This is a genomic window from Acidithiobacillus sp. IBUN Pt1247-S3 (assembly GCF_041146875.1).
GTDB lineage: Bacteria > Pseudomonadota > Gammaproteobacteria > Acidithiobacillales > Acidithiobacillaceae > Igneacidithiobacillus.
Map to the genome: position 1 here is coordinate 65,622 of NZ_JBFRXP010000009.1, position 13,340 is coordinate 78,961.

At 58.1% G+C, this 13,340-nt stretch carries 11 protein-coding genes and 1 pseudogene; 6 read left to right on the plus strand and 6 right to left on the minus strand.

The annotated features are described in order from the left end of the window. Positions 1–52 precede the first annotated feature (52 nt). Genes recA through alaS form a run of 3 tightly spaced genes read left to right on the plus strand, consistent with a single transcriptional unit; the run spans position 53 to position 4,221 of the window. On the plus strand, positions 53–1,093 hold the full coding sequence (gene recA, locus AB4090_RS08180; protein ID WP_369573381.1) for a recombinase RecA: 1,041 nt from the start codon (positions 53–55) through the stop codon (positions 1,091–1,093). Next, the gene (locus tag AB4090_RS08185; protein ID WP_369573382.1) at positions 1,090–1,548 is read left to right on the plus strand and encodes a regulatory protein RecX; all 459 of its coding nucleotides are present in this window, start codon (positions 1,090–1,092) and stop codon (positions 1,546–1,548) included. Before recA ends, AB4090_RS08185 begins: the two co-directional genes overlap by 4 nt. 33 nt (positions 1,549–1,581) lie before the next feature. Next, the gene (alaS, locus tag AB4090_RS08190; protein WP_369573383.1) at positions 1,582–4,221 is read left to right on the plus strand and encodes an alanine--tRNA ligase; all 2,640 of its coding nucleotides are present in this window, start codon (positions 1,582–1,584) and stop codon (positions 4,219–4,221) included. Positions 4,222–4,244: 23 nt separating this feature from the next. On the opposite strand, the gene AB4090_RS08195 is transcribed toward alaS, so the two are convergent. After that, complete coding sequence (locus AB4090_RS08195; protein ID WP_369573384.1) at positions 4,245–4,898, minus strand: hypothetical protein; 654 nt, start codon at positions 4,896–4,898, stop codon at positions 4,245–4,247. 146 nt (positions 4,899–5,044) lie between these two features. Here AB4090_RS08195 and AB4090_RS08200 point away from each other — a divergent pair, with 146 nt between their 5' ends. From AB4090_RS08200 to AB4090_RS08210, 3 genes are all read left to right on the plus strand, one after another. After that, positions 5,045–5,596, plus strand: coding sequence for an RNA polymerase sigma factor (locus AB4090_RS08200; protein ID WP_369573385.1), 552 nt, complete (start codon positions 5,045–5,047; stop codon positions 5,594–5,596). Continuing rightward, a complete protein-coding gene (locus tag AB4090_RS08205; protein WP_369573386.1) occupies positions 5,583–6,290 on the plus strand; it encodes an anti-sigma factor in 708 nt (235 codons plus the stop codon). The genes AB4090_RS08200 and AB4090_RS08205 overlap by 14 nt, the downstream gene beginning before the upstream one ends. A gap of 87 nt (positions 6,291–6,377) precedes the next feature. Next, positions 6,378–6,998, plus strand: a complete 621-nt coding sequence (locus tag AB4090_RS08210) for a ferritin-like domain-containing protein (protein WP_369573387.1) — start codon at positions 6,378–6,380, stop codon at positions 6,996–6,998. Positions 6,999–7,016: 18 nt separating this feature from the next. Here the strand turns inward: AB4090_RS08210 and AB4090_RS08215 are convergent, their stop codons facing one another. The 5 genes and pseudogenes from AB4090_RS08215 to AB4090_RS08235 all read right to left on the minus strand — a co-directional run bounded on the left by AB4090_RS08215 (position 7,017) and on the right by AB4090_RS08235 (position 13,340). Next, on the minus strand, positions 7,017–7,787 hold the full coding sequence (locus tag AB4090_RS08215; RefSeq protein WP_369573388.1) for an MFS transporter: 771 nt from the start codon (positions 7,785–7,787) through the stop codon (positions 7,017–7,019). Positions 7,788–7,791: 4 nt separating this feature from the next. Continuing rightward, positions 7,792–8,133 (minus strand): annotated as a pseudogene (locus AB4090_RS08220) (MFS transporter); the annotation flags it as partial. Between the two features lie 74 nt (positions 8,134–8,207). Next, positions 8,208–9,392: a DUF3322 domain-containing protein gene (locus AB4090_RS08225; protein ID WP_369573389.1), complete on the minus strand. Its 1,185-nt coding sequence runs from the start codon at positions 9,390–9,392 to the stop codon at positions 8,208–8,210. Further along, positions 9,389–12,751 carry an ATP-binding protein gene (locus AB4090_RS08230; protein ID WP_369573390.1) on the minus strand — a complete coding sequence of 1,121 codons (3,363 nt, stop codon included), beginning with the start codon at positions 12,749–12,751 and terminating at the stop codon, positions 9,389–9,391. Before AB4090_RS08230 ends, AB4090_RS08225 begins: the two co-directional genes overlap by 4 nt. Next, complete coding sequence (locus AB4090_RS08235; RefSeq protein ID WP_369573391.1) at positions 12,744–13,340, minus strand: DUF4194 domain-containing protein; 597 nt, start codon at positions 13,338–13,340, stop codon at positions 12,744–12,746. Before AB4090_RS08235 ends, AB4090_RS08230 begins: the two co-directional genes overlap by 8 nt.

The following is a 13,340-nucleotide window of genomic DNA, read 5'->3' on the forward strand; positions in this document are numbered from 1 at the left end:
GAACGAAGCGCTCGGGTAGAATGCCCGAATACCTGAGCGAGGAGATGGCAAGATGGATGATCAACGCAGCAAGGCTCTGGCGGCAGCCCTGTCCCAGATCGACCGGCAATTTGGCAAGGGTGCCATCATGCGCCTCGGCGAACAGAGTGCCATCAAAGATATTTCTGTCTACTCCACCGGTTCGCTTGGGCTGGATTTGGCCTTGGGCGTAGGCGGTTTGCCGCGCGGACGCGTGGTCGAGATCTACGGACCGGAGTCCTCGGGTAAAACCACGCTGACCCTGCACGCCATTGCCAGTTGTCAGGCTGCGGGGGGCACAGCGGCCTTCATCGACGCCGAGCATGCCCTCGACCCTACCTATGCGCAGAAGCTTGGCGTGGACCTCGAAAATCTCCTGATCTCGCAGCCGGATACCGGCGAGCAGGCCCTGGAAATTGCCGATATGCTGGTGCGTTCCGGCGCTGTGGATCTGATCGTTATCGATTCCGTCGCGGCGCTCACCCCCAAGGCGGAAATTGAGGGGGAAATGGGCGACTCGCACGTGGGTCTGCAGGCACGCCTGATGAGTCAAGCCCTGCGCAAACTCACCGGCAATATCTCGCGCACCAATACCCTGGTCATCTTCATCAACCAGATCCGCATGAAAATTGGTGTGATGTATGGCAGCCCGGAAACCACTACTGGCGGCAATGCCCTGAAGTTTTACGCCTCGGTGCGCCTCGACATCCGCCGGATTGGCGCGATCAAGAAGGGGGATGAGGTGCTGGGGAATGACACCCGCGTCAAGGTCGTCAAGAATAAGGTGGCGCCACCCTTCCGCGAGGCCGAATTTGCCATTTACTACGGGGAGGGCATCTCGCGCCTGTCGGAGCTGGTTGACCTGGGGGTCAAATTCGACATTCTGGAGAAGAGTGGTGCCTGGTACAGTTATGGCACCGAACGCATTGGGCAGGGCAAGGAAAATGCCCGCCAGTATCTGAAAGAGCACCCAGAGGTCGCCAAGGCTATAGAAGACAAGGTGCGTGCTGCCGCCCTGGGGCATCCTCTGGCCTTTGCGGAAGAAGTGCCGGGGCTGGTCGAAGCGGAAGGATGAGCGATGGGGAGGCGGCCATCGAGGCCGCAGCCCTGCGTCTGTTGGCGCGGCGGGAATACGCCCGCGCCGAGTTGCGTAGCCGCCTGGTGCGGCAGAATGAGTTTGTTGCCGAGGTGGTCGATACGGTCCTTGCTGGCCTGGAGGAGCGCGGTTACTTGAGCGATGCGCGTTACCGCGAGGCGAAGATGCGCAGCCGGGCGGCGCGCGGGCAAGGGCCGATGCTGGTGGCGCGGGATTGGCGTGCCAGTGGTGCGGGAGACGACCGTGAGCTGTTGGCAGAGCCGGATTGGCTGGCGCGGGCGCGGCAGGCTCTGCATAAGCGTTTTGGCGAGCAGGCGCCGGGGGATGCCAAAGAGTGGGCACGGCGCGCGCGGTTTTTACAGGGGCGCGGGTTTCCCGCGGATTTGATTCGCAAGGCCTTGGCCGAAGAAGAATTTTTTGCGGATGGGGATTGATCGATCGCCGCCGAACATCGTTTAGGGAGTCGCATGAAGTCAGCAGCCATTCGTTCCGCCTTTCTGGAGTTTTTTGCGAGCCAGGGACATCAGATTGTCCCGAGTAGCCCCCTGGTGCCGCGTAATGACCCGACGCTGCTCTTCACCAACGCCGGTATGGTGCAGTTCAAAGACACGTTCCTGGGCCTGGAACATCGGCCATACGCGCGCGCGGTATCCACTCAGCGCTGCATGCGTGCCGGTGGTAAGCACAACGATCTCGAAAATGTTGGCTATACCGCGCGGCACCATACCTTTTTCGAAATGCTCGGCAACTTCTCTTTCGGTAATTACTTCAAGCGTGAGGCGATCCAGTTCGCTTGGCGTTTTCTTACCGAAACCCTTGGCCTGCCCGCCGAAAAACTCTGGATAACCGTCTACGAGAAAGACGATGAGGCGGCGGCGATCTGGCTGGAAGAAATGAAAGTCGATGCCACGCGTTTCTCGCGCTGCGGCGACAAGGACAACTTTTGGAGCATGGGTGACACCGGGCCCTGCGGCCCTTGCTCCGAGATCTTTTATGATCACGGCGCGGAAATCCCCGGTGGCCCTCCCGGCAGCCCGGAGGCCGATGGCGACCGCTACATCGAGATCTGGAATCTGGTCTTCATGCAATATGACCGGGACAGTTCGGGCAAACTCACTCCTCTGCCCAAGCCCTCGGTGGACACCGGCATGGGTCTGGAACGCTTGGCGGCGGTGCTGCAAGGTGTGCATAACAACTACGATACGGACATCTTCCAGACGTTGATCGCCGCAGCGGCGGAGCTCGCCAAAACACCCTATGGCCAGAGCCTGGAAACGGATACCAGTCTGCGCGTACTGGCGGACCACATTCGTGCCTGTAGCTTTCTGATTACCGATGGCGTGATTCCCGGTAATGAGGGGCGCGGCTATGTGCTGCGGCGCATCATCCGCCGTGCGGTGCGGCATGGGCGCAAGCTGGGTATTGAGGATGCTTTTTTCTATCGTCTGGTGACCCCATTGGCGGCCAGTATGGGCGATGCCTACCCGGAGCTACGTCACGCACAACACGAGGTGGAGCGGCAGTTGCATCGGGAAGAACTCAAGTTTCGCGAGACCCTGCAACGTGGCTTGGATTTGCTCGACGAGGCCATTGGCAAGCTCCCAGTAGGCGCTCCGATCCCCGGTGAAGTAATCTTTCGCCTTTCCGATACCTATGGCTTCCCGGTGGATTTGACCGCGGATATCGCCCGTGAGCGTGCGCTAGATATGGACATGGCGGGCTTTGATGCCGCCCTCGCCGAGCAGCGCCAGCGCTCACGGGTGGCCTGGTCGGGCAGTGGCGCAATAAAGGCCGAAAAGGTCTATCACGACCTGGCCATGCAATTGCCGGCCACGGAATTTCTCGGCTACGGTGGCTGCGATGGCGCCGGACGCGTGCTTGCCATTGTGTGCGATGGCGCTAGTGTGGAAAGGCTACAGGCGGGCGAGGAGGGCGCGATCATTCTCGATCAGACGCCATTTTATGGCGAGTCTGGCGGGCAGGCGGGCGATTGCGGCAAGCTCTTTCATGGGCAGGAGTTGTTGTTTGCAGTAAGGGATACGCAAAAACCCGTCCCGACTCAGCATGTGCATATCGGCAAGCTGGAACGCGGCAGTATTGCGGTCGGCGATATCTTGCAAGCGGCGGTAGATCCTGTAGCCCGCGCTGCTACTGCGGCGCATCACTCGGCGACGCATCTCTTGCATGCCGTTCTGCGTCGGCGTTTGGGCAGCCATGTCCAGCAGAAGGGTTCGTTGGTGACGCCGGAGCGCCTGCGCTTTGACTTTAGCCATCCCGAACCCTTGGGTGCAGCCGAATTGCAAGCCATCGAGCGCGAGGTCAATGCCGCCATTCGCGCCAATGTGATGGCGGAGACCCGCGTTTTGCCTTTAGATGAGGCGCAAGCCCTGGGCGCTATGGCTCTCTTTGGCGAAAAATATGGCGAAGAGGTACGGGTAGTGCTGATGGGCGAGCATTCTCTGGAATTTTGTGGTGGCACGCATGTGGCCGCCCTGGGGGAGATTGGGTTTTTCAAAATTCTGAGCGAATCCGCCGTTGCTGCTGGCGTGCGGCGCATCGAGGCGGTAGCTGGCGATGCCGCGTTGGGCGCGGTACAGCAGGATGAGGAACGCTTGCGTGGAGCTGCAGCACTACTCAAGGCCGCGCCCGCAGAGCTTGATCAGCGTCTGGCGCAAACCCTGGAGCGCCTGCGCCAACTGGAAAAAGAACTGGAGCGCAGCAAGCGCGAATTGGCGGCCTCCGCCGGTGCCGATCTGGCGGCCAAGGTGGAACGGATTCATGATATTCCCGTCCTGCTGCAGCGTTTGGATGGCATGGATGCCAAGGCCCTGCGCGAGGTTTTGGATCGTCTGCGTTCGGAAATCAGCTCGGGCATCATTGTGCTGGCCGGTGTTGCCGACGAGAAGGTATCTCTCCTGGCCGCCGTTAGTAAGGATCTGCACGCCAAGGTTCACGCCGGGGACTTAGTCAATGTGGTGGCGCAACCCTTGGGCGGCAAGGGCGGTGGACGTCCCGACATGGCCCAGGCCGGTGCCGGTCAGCCCGAGGGCCTCGACGCCGCCATGGCCCAGGCCAAGGCCTGGCTTAACGAGAAGATTGCTTCGTAAGCCGGCAGTCTCTCCTGCACTAGCTACTGGTTCTGCCAGGGCTGACCATGACCATGACCATGATCACCTGGTCCGTGGTCACCTTGTCCACGATCACCACGGCCGTGATTACCATGATCTGGTCGCTGATCACCGGGACGATTCCATCCTTGTGGCCCTTGCCCACCCCCATGTTGCCATTGCGCTCCGTGTGGGTACTGCTGGCGATAGGGGCCATGCTCTGGCCCCTGCGGCCGATATTGCTGTGGGATAGGCGGCTGCGGGCGTGCTTGCGGTCGGAAATGCCGCCAGTGCGGATTGCGTGCGTAGTAACCCGCATCGTGTTGTACCCGCTGCCAGTCACCGGGATTCCAGCGCCGTAAGCCCGGTGGCGGGGCGGCAATGGGTCGCCATGGCCCGCGGTACGCGGGGCCCATCCACCAACGATTACCGTAATAGTAGTAGTAGCTGGAGCCGGAATAGAAAATTGGCTGAGAACTACCGTAGGCAGCATATACCCCAAGGTTCGAGAGCCAGACCATAAGCGGCGGGGCGGCAACGACCGCGGGCGGATAATAAGCCGGTGTACCGATATTTAGTTGCAGGTCAATGGGGTCGGCGATGGCGGCACTGCTTGCCGCAAGCAGTGTGGCACTCAATATGGTCGCCGCTAGAGAAAGACGGTTTTTCTCGGTCATGATGCTCTCCTGATAGTGCCCATTCGTGGTCAAGCGTTGCGATTTTGCGCTATGCTCGGACGGGTTTCTTCTTGCTAGGATACGGTTTTGCTGATAGGAAGCGAGCACAAAACTGTGAGTAAACATGAATTTTTGTGTCTTGTCGCGTGATTGACTCGGCTGATCTCGAGCAACTGTTGCGCGCTGTCGCGCGCGGCGACCAGCAAGCCTTTCAGCGCTTCTACCGCGAGACCTCTGCGCATCTATACCCTGTCGCTTTGCGTATTTTACGAGAGGAAGGGCGGGCAGCCGATTGTTTGCAGGACGCCTTCATCAAGATCTGGTTGAAGGCATCAGAGTATCAACAAGGGCGCTCGCCGATCGCGTGGGCAGCCGCCATCGTGCGTTACCAGGCAATTGACCTGTTACGTCGCCTTCCCAAAGACGAGCCTGGTTGGGAGGAACCGGATTGGGAACGCGAAGAGTGGGGCGCAATGGGTGAGGAATCTGCCTTGTACCCAGCGGAACGCAAGCGCCTAGAGGATTGTCTGCAATTTTTGTCGACAGAGCAGCGGCAAGCGATCGTACAGGCATTTTATCGCGCTGCTACCTACGAGGAGGTGGCGACGCAGTTCGGCGCGGCGCTGGGTACGGTGAAGAGCTGGATTCGTCGAGGGTTATTATTGTTGAAGGATTGTTTGCAGCATGAATCTGCGTAAGCACCCGCAACTTGCCGAGCAAATGGCCGCCGCATACGTTATTGGCAGTCTGCGCGGCCGGGCTCGGCTGCGTTTTGCGCGGCTGCTGCAGCAAGATATTGTCCTCGCGCAAATGGTGGAACGCTGGGAGGATGCCTTGTTGCCTGCTTTGCTTCCGGCACGGGCGCAAAGCGCTCCGGCGCGGGTATGGCATGGTATTCAGGCGCAGTTGCCAAAGACGAGGCTCGCTAGGGAGACGTCTCGCCATACGGCACGGGCGGCACAATTACCCTGGTGGCGGCGTTTGGCCTTGTGGCAGGGTGTGAGCGCGGCGCTGGCGGTGGCCATTGTCGTTACCTGGCTCTGGCCCAGCGCGCCGCAAATGCCGATGTTGGCGGTAGTGAACAATAGCCAGGGTCAGGCGACTTGGGTATTCCATGCGAGCGCGCATCACATGCGTCTGGTGACGTTGCGGCATACGGTGATCCCGGCGGATAAATCTCTGCAACTCTGGGCGATAGTGCCCGGAAAGAAGCCTGTATCCATGGGATTGTTGCCGATGCAAGCGGGGGAAACGCCGATCTTGCCCGCGCCAGACGATATGAACCTTTCTCACGCCAGATTGCTCGCGGTAACCATGGAGCCGGCGGGGGGGTCGCCTACCGGGCAGCCGACTGGTCCTATCCTGCTCAAGGCGACAGTCATTTCCAGTTAACTGCGCATCTGAATTTTGCCGCTTTACGTACTAAGCTGTGATGACCGTGTTCATCATTCCTTTTTTCGTCATAGGCAGGAGACTACCATGCAAGAAAATACGCAATCTGGCGCAAATCGTCGTGATTTTCTCAAGAAAAGTGCTCTTTTCGGTTTGGGCTTAGTGGCTGCTGGAAATCTGGTGTTGCCGGCCACGGCGCGGGCAGCGGGAATGGCCGCGAACAGCGAAAGTCATGACCTGGGCATATTGAATTTTGCCTTGAATGCCGAGCACCAGGCGATTGCTGCTTACCAGGTTGGTGCCGACAGCAAACTCCTCAAGCCAGGTCCGTTGAAGCTGGCACTGGAATTTCAGAAGGATCATGAGGCACATGCCGATATCTTGGCGGAGACTATCAAGAAAATGGGCGGTACACCCGTTGCCGCCAAGCTTCCGCTTACGGCTTCCATGGGCGATCTTGCCAAGGCATGGGACTTGCCAGTGGGAAAACTCAAGAATCAGTCGGACGTGCTGCATTTTGCGGCAGGGTTGGAGATTGGTGCGGCGAAGGCCTATTTGGGGGCGGTGAAGCAATTCAGCAATCCAGAACTGGCGCATGCTGCGGCAAATATTGAGGGCGATGAGGCGATGCATTTTGCCACTCTGCGCTACGCCCTGGGGATGAACCCGGTGCCTGCAGCATTTATTTCGGCCATGCCGAACGGGTAATTCGCCTAGCCGATTCTGTTAGGTCGTTTGTTGCGATGGACGTAGAGAAAGGCCGGCAAATACGGCAATCGTGGCACAGAGCAGTATGACCAAGGCCATGGGCATAGCGCTGGGAATGGTGATCAGACCCACGCCCATGGCCGCAATGGCGGCGCTGGCAAACTGTAGGCTACCGAGTAGCGCAGATGCGGTGCCCGCCTGTTTGCCTTGCCCACTCATGGCCAATGCGGTGCTGTTGGGGGACACCAGCCCGATAGAAGCGACATAAATAAAAAGGGGAACGATCAACCCCGCCAAGCCGGAATCGGGTACGAGGCTGGCCAAGACCAAAAGCAGCGCTGCGACAAATTGTATTAACAGGGCCGCGCGCAATAGGCTTCGCGCCGGGTAATGGCGATGCAAGACACGGTTGAGTTGGGAGAGGGCAATCAGACCTAAGGCGTTGAAGCCAAATATCCAGCCAAAATCGTCTGCAGGTACCTTGTGCAAGTCGATAAAGACGAAGGGTGAGCCAGCAATATAGGCAAACATGCCAGAGAAGCTTGCGGCGAGGATGATGGCGTAGGGACGAAAACTGTGATCGCGGAGTAAGTTCGAAAAGCGCGAGAAAATGGCAAAAATGTGCAGCGAGTGATCGGGATCGCCCAAATGCCCGGCCGGCAGGAAGGAAGCGCTGGCAATCAGGCTCAGGAAGCCAAGGGCAGCCAACAGGGCGAAGATCGCCTGCCAACCAAACCAGAGTAGTAAATAGCCGCCCAAGAGGGGCGCAAAAATGGGGGCAACTCCCATGACCAGAATTCATGCGCGCAAAGATGTGGGTAGCGTCCTGTGGGGGAAAAAGATCACGCACCAAAGCACGACCAATGACCGGCCCAGAGCAGGCACCGATTCCTTGTACCAGGCGAAAGACCGCCAACCAGCCGGCGCTGGGAGCGAGAGCGCAGGCGATGGAGGCACCAACATAGAGCGCTAGTGCTATGAGCAATGGTATGCGGCGACCAAAGCGGTCACTGATCGGCCCGAGTATCGCCTGGCCCCCGGAAAAGCCGAGGAAAAAGGCAGCGAGGGTGAGCTGGATTGCGAGTTGGCTAACTTGAAATTCGTGTTGTAGTGTAGGCAGACTGGGTAAATACATGTCGATAGAGAGCGCACCAAAGGCGCTCAGACTGCCGAGGAGAAAAATGCTGCGGCGCGGGTGCAATGTTGCGGTCAAAGAGTTATCTCGGTAAGAAAATTACGTAGGTAGTCAAATCCAATTCGCTCTTGTTCCAGACGAACTCCCTCACCCCAGTGTTTGTCCCGTAATTGCTCGTACAAGGTCAACTCCATAGCATTTAGACGGTTTAAGGTAGCGGTTTCGGGCTTTGTCTCCTTCCCCCACAGCGAGCGATGGGCGAGGAGGGTGTGTTCATCCATTAAAAACGAAACGGTCTGTGGAACGGTTTTGCGCAATTGATCCAGTATGGCAAACCCATGGGTATCGAGGTCCCCCCAGTAATAGACGTGCTTATCGTGTAGCCAGCGCGCAGCAGCAAGATTCTCGAAGCCGTAGCCCGCACCGAAGATCACTATCGCTCTTGGAAATGCTGGGAAAGTCAAAAAATTGATTTCATTTTCGGTGATGAAAACGGTGTCGACCGATAGCGACAGAGCTGCGAAGGCCGGCGCCGTTAGCGTGATGTCCTGATCTTCTGTTCCCGGAAACATGCGCAGGCCAATATCCAATATGCGGAAGCGTACCCGTGTCGGTTTGTCTTGAAAGCCATAGCGTTGGCAAAATCCACCAATGCCAACGTGGGTACTATCGATGGCGTCTTCGGGAAGCGCGCGGTCCAGCAACTCTGCCAGTACAGCGCGGTGGCTTTCGAGCCATTTACTATGAATGCCGGGCAGGTCGAGTTGACGCAAATAAATGCCTGGGCGCGGATGGTCTTGCAGCCACTGGATGACCTCCAGCAAAGATGGCCAGTCCTCCGCTAGTTCCAGGGCGTGCAGGGGGCGTTTTCGTAGCCAGGGGAGCAATGCCGGTTGCTGCACGCGGGTTTGCTCGAGCAGTTGTGAAAATTGTTCCGCGGCACGTCGTTTGCCAATGAAGAGGAGCGCGTCAGTTGGCTGGTCGATCCAGATGGCAGAGGGAATTTCGTTGCTACCGAGAACACGATGATTCACCGTGCGCCATTCAATGCGATAGTGAATGGCTGCGGCGGACAGGGCGCTGATCCAGTCGCGCACCTCGGAAAAGCGCTCGCTCAGTTCGCGGGAATTTGGGCCTTTGATTGGCAGGCGCAGAGGGAAGAGTGCATCTTCTCCATCGGCTACCGCAGCGAGTAATACCCCGCGATCCCAAAGCCTTTGTACCTGCGCTTTGACATCTGCGGGACGGGTCCAGTTCATCCCTGCATCCGTTCTTTTTCGCTGCGATATTCTTCGATAGTCAGGTTGCGTAAAACCGAATTACGCCCCTCTTCATTGTAGACAAATCCAACGCCGGCTACATAGGGTTCGATAATGTGAATTTTTTGTAACGGGGTAACGATCAATAATTGCAGATTGAGTTGGGCAAATAATTGCAGGCCATACTGTGCCGACTCGTCGGAACCACGGCCGAAGGCCTCGTCGATCACCACGAAGCGGAAGGAGCGCGAACGCACCGCGCCCCATTCCAGGCCAAACTGATACGCGAGGCTGGCGGCGAGCACGGTATAGGCGAGCTTTTCCTTTTGCCCGCCAGATTTGCCGCCGGAATCTGCATAGTGCTCATGTTCACTATTGTCTTCGCGCCAGCGTTCACTGGCGGCAAACACAAACCAGTTGCGCACATCGGTGACCTTGGCGGTCCAACGCCGGTCCAGATCGGCATATTCGTCCCGCCCACGGAAGCGTTCGATGATGCGCTTGACCTGTAAAAACTTGGCCTCGGAATACTGCCCGTCCTCGGAGCCCGTGAGTGCGCCTTCGGTACAGGTACGCAATTCGCTCTGAAAGTCACGTATATCGGCGTCGAGGTTCATCTGTGCCTCGAGACTGATATAGCGGCCGGGGTTGTAGTCGATTTGCGTGAGCGACTCGTTGATCTGCGCAATCCGTTCTTTGATAGTCTCCCGTTCACGTGCCAGTTGCGATTGAAAATTGGCGACCTCCCGAATCGTGTTTTCGTTGAGCAGCTCCTTGAAGCGACCCGCAAAGCGCGGCAGGCCATCGGCCTGGAGCTGCTCAAGCATGCTACGGTATTCCGGGGCTGCTGCCAGATGGGCGTCCACTTCGCTGCTTTCCAGCGGCCATGCTGCTTTATACTCGCTCATCGCCCGGATGATTTTCTCTGCCAGTCGTTTGCTCTTGGCATCTTCTCCACCGATGCGCGCATGCAGCCATTCGCGCATGTCATGTTCGCGATTGTCGCAGGACTCTATGGAGATGAGCTGGTTGCCGATGGCATCAGGACGCATTTCGGCAAGGGCGCCAAATTGCTTCTGTTCCGCACCCGCTGCTGCCACTATGGCGTGCGCCTGTTCTTGCATCTCTTGCGCAGAGCTGATTTTTTCCTCAATTTTGGAGCGTTTGTCTTTGCGCTCGTCTAATTGCCTTTCGGTTTCTTGCAGTTGGGCTTCCACTTGGCGCAGTTGTGAGCTGAGGAGTTGCAGCTGATCGGAGCTCGCCTCAAGATTCTGTTTTTCCTCTTCCAGACGGGCAATGCTCAGGGCTAGGGGTTGCCAGTCCAGTTCCCGAAAGTCGTTGTACTCCCCAAGCTTGGATAAGCTGTTAAGGCGATCCCGCAGGGTGTTTTGCTCTTTCTGCAGGGCGCTGATCTGGGCGGCAAGGCCGGCGAGCCGGGTTTGATGCGCCTTCGCCTCGTTTTCCAGCGCCGCAATCTTTTCTGTGTTGCTCCAGCCAAGCACGTAGCGCCGGCGGTCGTCCAGGTGGTGGCGGTCATCTTTTTCATGGCGTTCGCCGGGGGTCTTGATCTGTCCGGCGCGGGTAATGGCTCGCGTTTCGCGACGAAATTGTTCTTGGGTTTGGCAGCAGGCAATGTCGAAACGATGACCGATCTCGCGTTCGATCCAGACATAGAAGGGAGAGTTGGGCTTGATTTGCAGCTTGTGGACCAACGAATCGGGATGGAGACTGGCCTCCGCGCTGCGTGCACCATCGCGTACGCGGAAATACACCAGACGTCCGCGCAGCGAGTTCTGGTCTACCCATTCCTCCACTTGCGCATAATGGCGATCGGGCACCAATAGAGAGAGGCCGAAACCGTGCAGGGCGCGCTCAATAGCTCCCTCCCAGTCGCGTTCCGATTCCCGCACCTGCAGTAATTCGCCGGCGAAAGGCATTTCTTCTTCCGCCAGATGGAGGGCCTGACAGAGCAAGCGGCGCAAGGCGATCTGCTTTTCGTCGATATTGCTGACGCGGGCTTTCAGTCCGGTGATTTCCGCCTGCAACTGATCATGTTCGTCCTTGCCTTGACGGAAGGAGACCTCTGCTTCGGTGAGCGCATTTTGCGCCTGCATTTGCGCATCTTCGCTACTTTCGCGCCAATGGACGATCTCTGCCTGCTGCCGTAAGAAATCTTCCTCATTGACTGCGGGGCGTTGCTGCAAAGAGCCGAGCAGTTCTGCATAGCGGGTTGCCTTGTGTTTGCGCCGCTCGCGCTCATCTTCCTTTTGCTGGATTTCTGCGGCGATGCTGGCAATGCGGTCACCGCCATTTTCGGCGATGCTACGGCGCAGGTCGCGCTCCTCACTTTGCTGCGCACGCCGTTGTTCTTGCAGGCGTTCGATGGCCACCTGCTGGCGGGCTTGGTCCTCGTGCAAGGTGCCAAGACGTTTTGTCAGCAAGTCTAGTTTGATGCTGGCAAACCAGGGGCGAAGGGCATCGCGACAGGCGCGCAGATGGTCTATTGTGATCGATAATTCCTGATGTCGCTCGGTATCAGCGACTAACGGGTCGAGCATTTCGATTTGGCGTTTGGCCTTGAGGACGGCTTCGTGGGCGCGATGGAGATCCTCGAAGTGGGTAATCAGGGCATTGATACGCGGTGCTACGTCGAATGGCTCGAGCATGTGGTCGCGCACAAAATCGGTCAGGTTGCCAACCGACTTCATGGATACCGTTTGATGAAACAGGTCCAGCGCCTGTTCATTGTCGATACCAAAACGGCGCCGGAACCAGGCGCTGTAGGGTGGAAAGCTATCGAACAACTCTACGCCCCGTGCGCGCAATTGCTTACGCAACCCGTTCATTTCTTTGCCAAAACCGGAAAAATCGGCGCTGATGGCGAGATCGCGTTCGCAGGCTGCATAGAGGTGCGCTGGTTGCCCGCCGGCGTCTGTCATCCAGAACACTTGCGCCAGGGTGACGGTTTTGTCGTAGCCAGCGTTGTGAAATACGCCAAGGATTACCGAATAATTGCTGACGTCGCGTAGTGCGACCGGCTTCGCGTTACCCAGACTCTCCTGGCGTTCGGATTTGTAGTAGCCCAGAACATAGGAACGCAGAGTACGTTCGCGACTCTCGGCGCCGGCGGCCTTGTTGTAGGCCACGCGATGGCTGGGCACCAGCAGGGTGGTTACGGCATCCACCAGAGTCGATTTGCCCGAGCCGATGTCGCCTGTGAGCAGGCCGTTTTTGCCGTGCAGATGCAAGGTCCAGACGCGCTGATGGAACGTACCCCAATTGTAGACTTCCAGCCGTTGCAGGCGAAATCCGGCCAGCCGGTCGTCGGCCATAAACTCCAGTTCCAGCGCCTCAGTCATCTGCGTCCTCCACCGCTTGGCCAATTTGCTGGCGGTATTCCGTTAGTCGCTGGTCAAAGTCGGCGAGCCATTGGGCATCGACAAAGGCCTTAATGATGCGCCGCACTTCGAGCATCTGTGGCTGGCCGCGCAGGCGCCGGACAAAGCCAAGTTCGGCGATTTTGTTCAGGCTGGCATCGACCTGGTCAATGAGCTTTACCTCATTGCTGCCGGCCGGCACAAAGATGCGGACCAGCTCCACAACCTCATCGCGCGAGAGGATCAGGCGCGTATCACCACCGCCAGCGTCAAATTCTGCCAATTTTTTGCGCAACAAGGCCAGCAGCAGACTGACGGGGTAGGAGAGTTGGCGGCGAGCTACCAGCCGCGGCGTCTGGATCTCTTCCTCGTCTTCCGGGCGCGAGCGTAAAAATGCGTAGCCCTCTGCTTCGTCAAGCTGCAAATCCAGACCGAGCACGGTTATGTAGTCCCGCACCTGAGCTTGCAGTTGCAGTAGCGCATTCCACAAGGCTGGGCTCTCGTCCCGATACAGTACACCCTTGAGCAGGGGGACGAGTACGGAGGAGAGCTCCTGGGTCGCGTTATCCAT

Coding starts and splice junctions, on each gene's coding strand:
- recA (WP_369573381.1), top strand. CDS start 53: ATGGATGATCAACGCAGCAAGGCTCTGGCGGCAGCCCTGTCCCAGATC.
- AB4090_RS08185 (WP_369573382.1), top strand. CDS start 1,090: ATGAGCGATGGGGAGGCGGCCATCGAGGCCGCAGCCCTGCGTCTGTTG.
- alaS (WP_369573383.1), top strand. CDS start 1,582: ATGAAGTCAGCAGCCATTCGTTCCGCCTTTCTGGAGTTTTTTGCGAGC.
- AB4090_RS08195 (WP_369573384.1), bottom strand. CDS start 4,898: ATGACCGAGAAAAACCGTCTTTCTCTAGCGGCGACCATATTGAGTGCC.
- AB4090_RS08205 (WP_369573386.1), top strand. CDS start 5,583: ATGAATCTGCGTAAGCACCCGCAACTTGCCGAGCAAATGGCCGCCGCA.
- AB4090_RS08210 (WP_369573387.1), top strand. CDS start 6,378: ATGCAAGAAAATACGCAATCTGGCGCAAATCGTCGTGATTTTCTCAAG.
- AB4090_RS08215 (WP_369573388.1), bottom strand. CDS start 7,787: ATGGGAGTTGCCCCCATTTTTGCGCCCCTCTTGGGCGGCTATTTACTA.
- AB4090_RS08225 (WP_369573389.1), bottom strand. CDS start 9,392: ATGAACTGGACCCGTCCCGCAGATGTCAAAGCGCAGGTACAAAGGCTT.
- AB4090_RS08230 (WP_369573390.1), bottom strand. CDS start 12,751: ATGACTGAGGCGCTGGAACTGGAGTTTATGGCCGACGACCGGCTGGCC.
- AB4090_RS08235 (WP_369573391.1), bottom strand. CDS start 13,340: ATGGATAACGCGACCCAGGAGCTCTCCTCCGTACTCGTCCCCCTGCTC.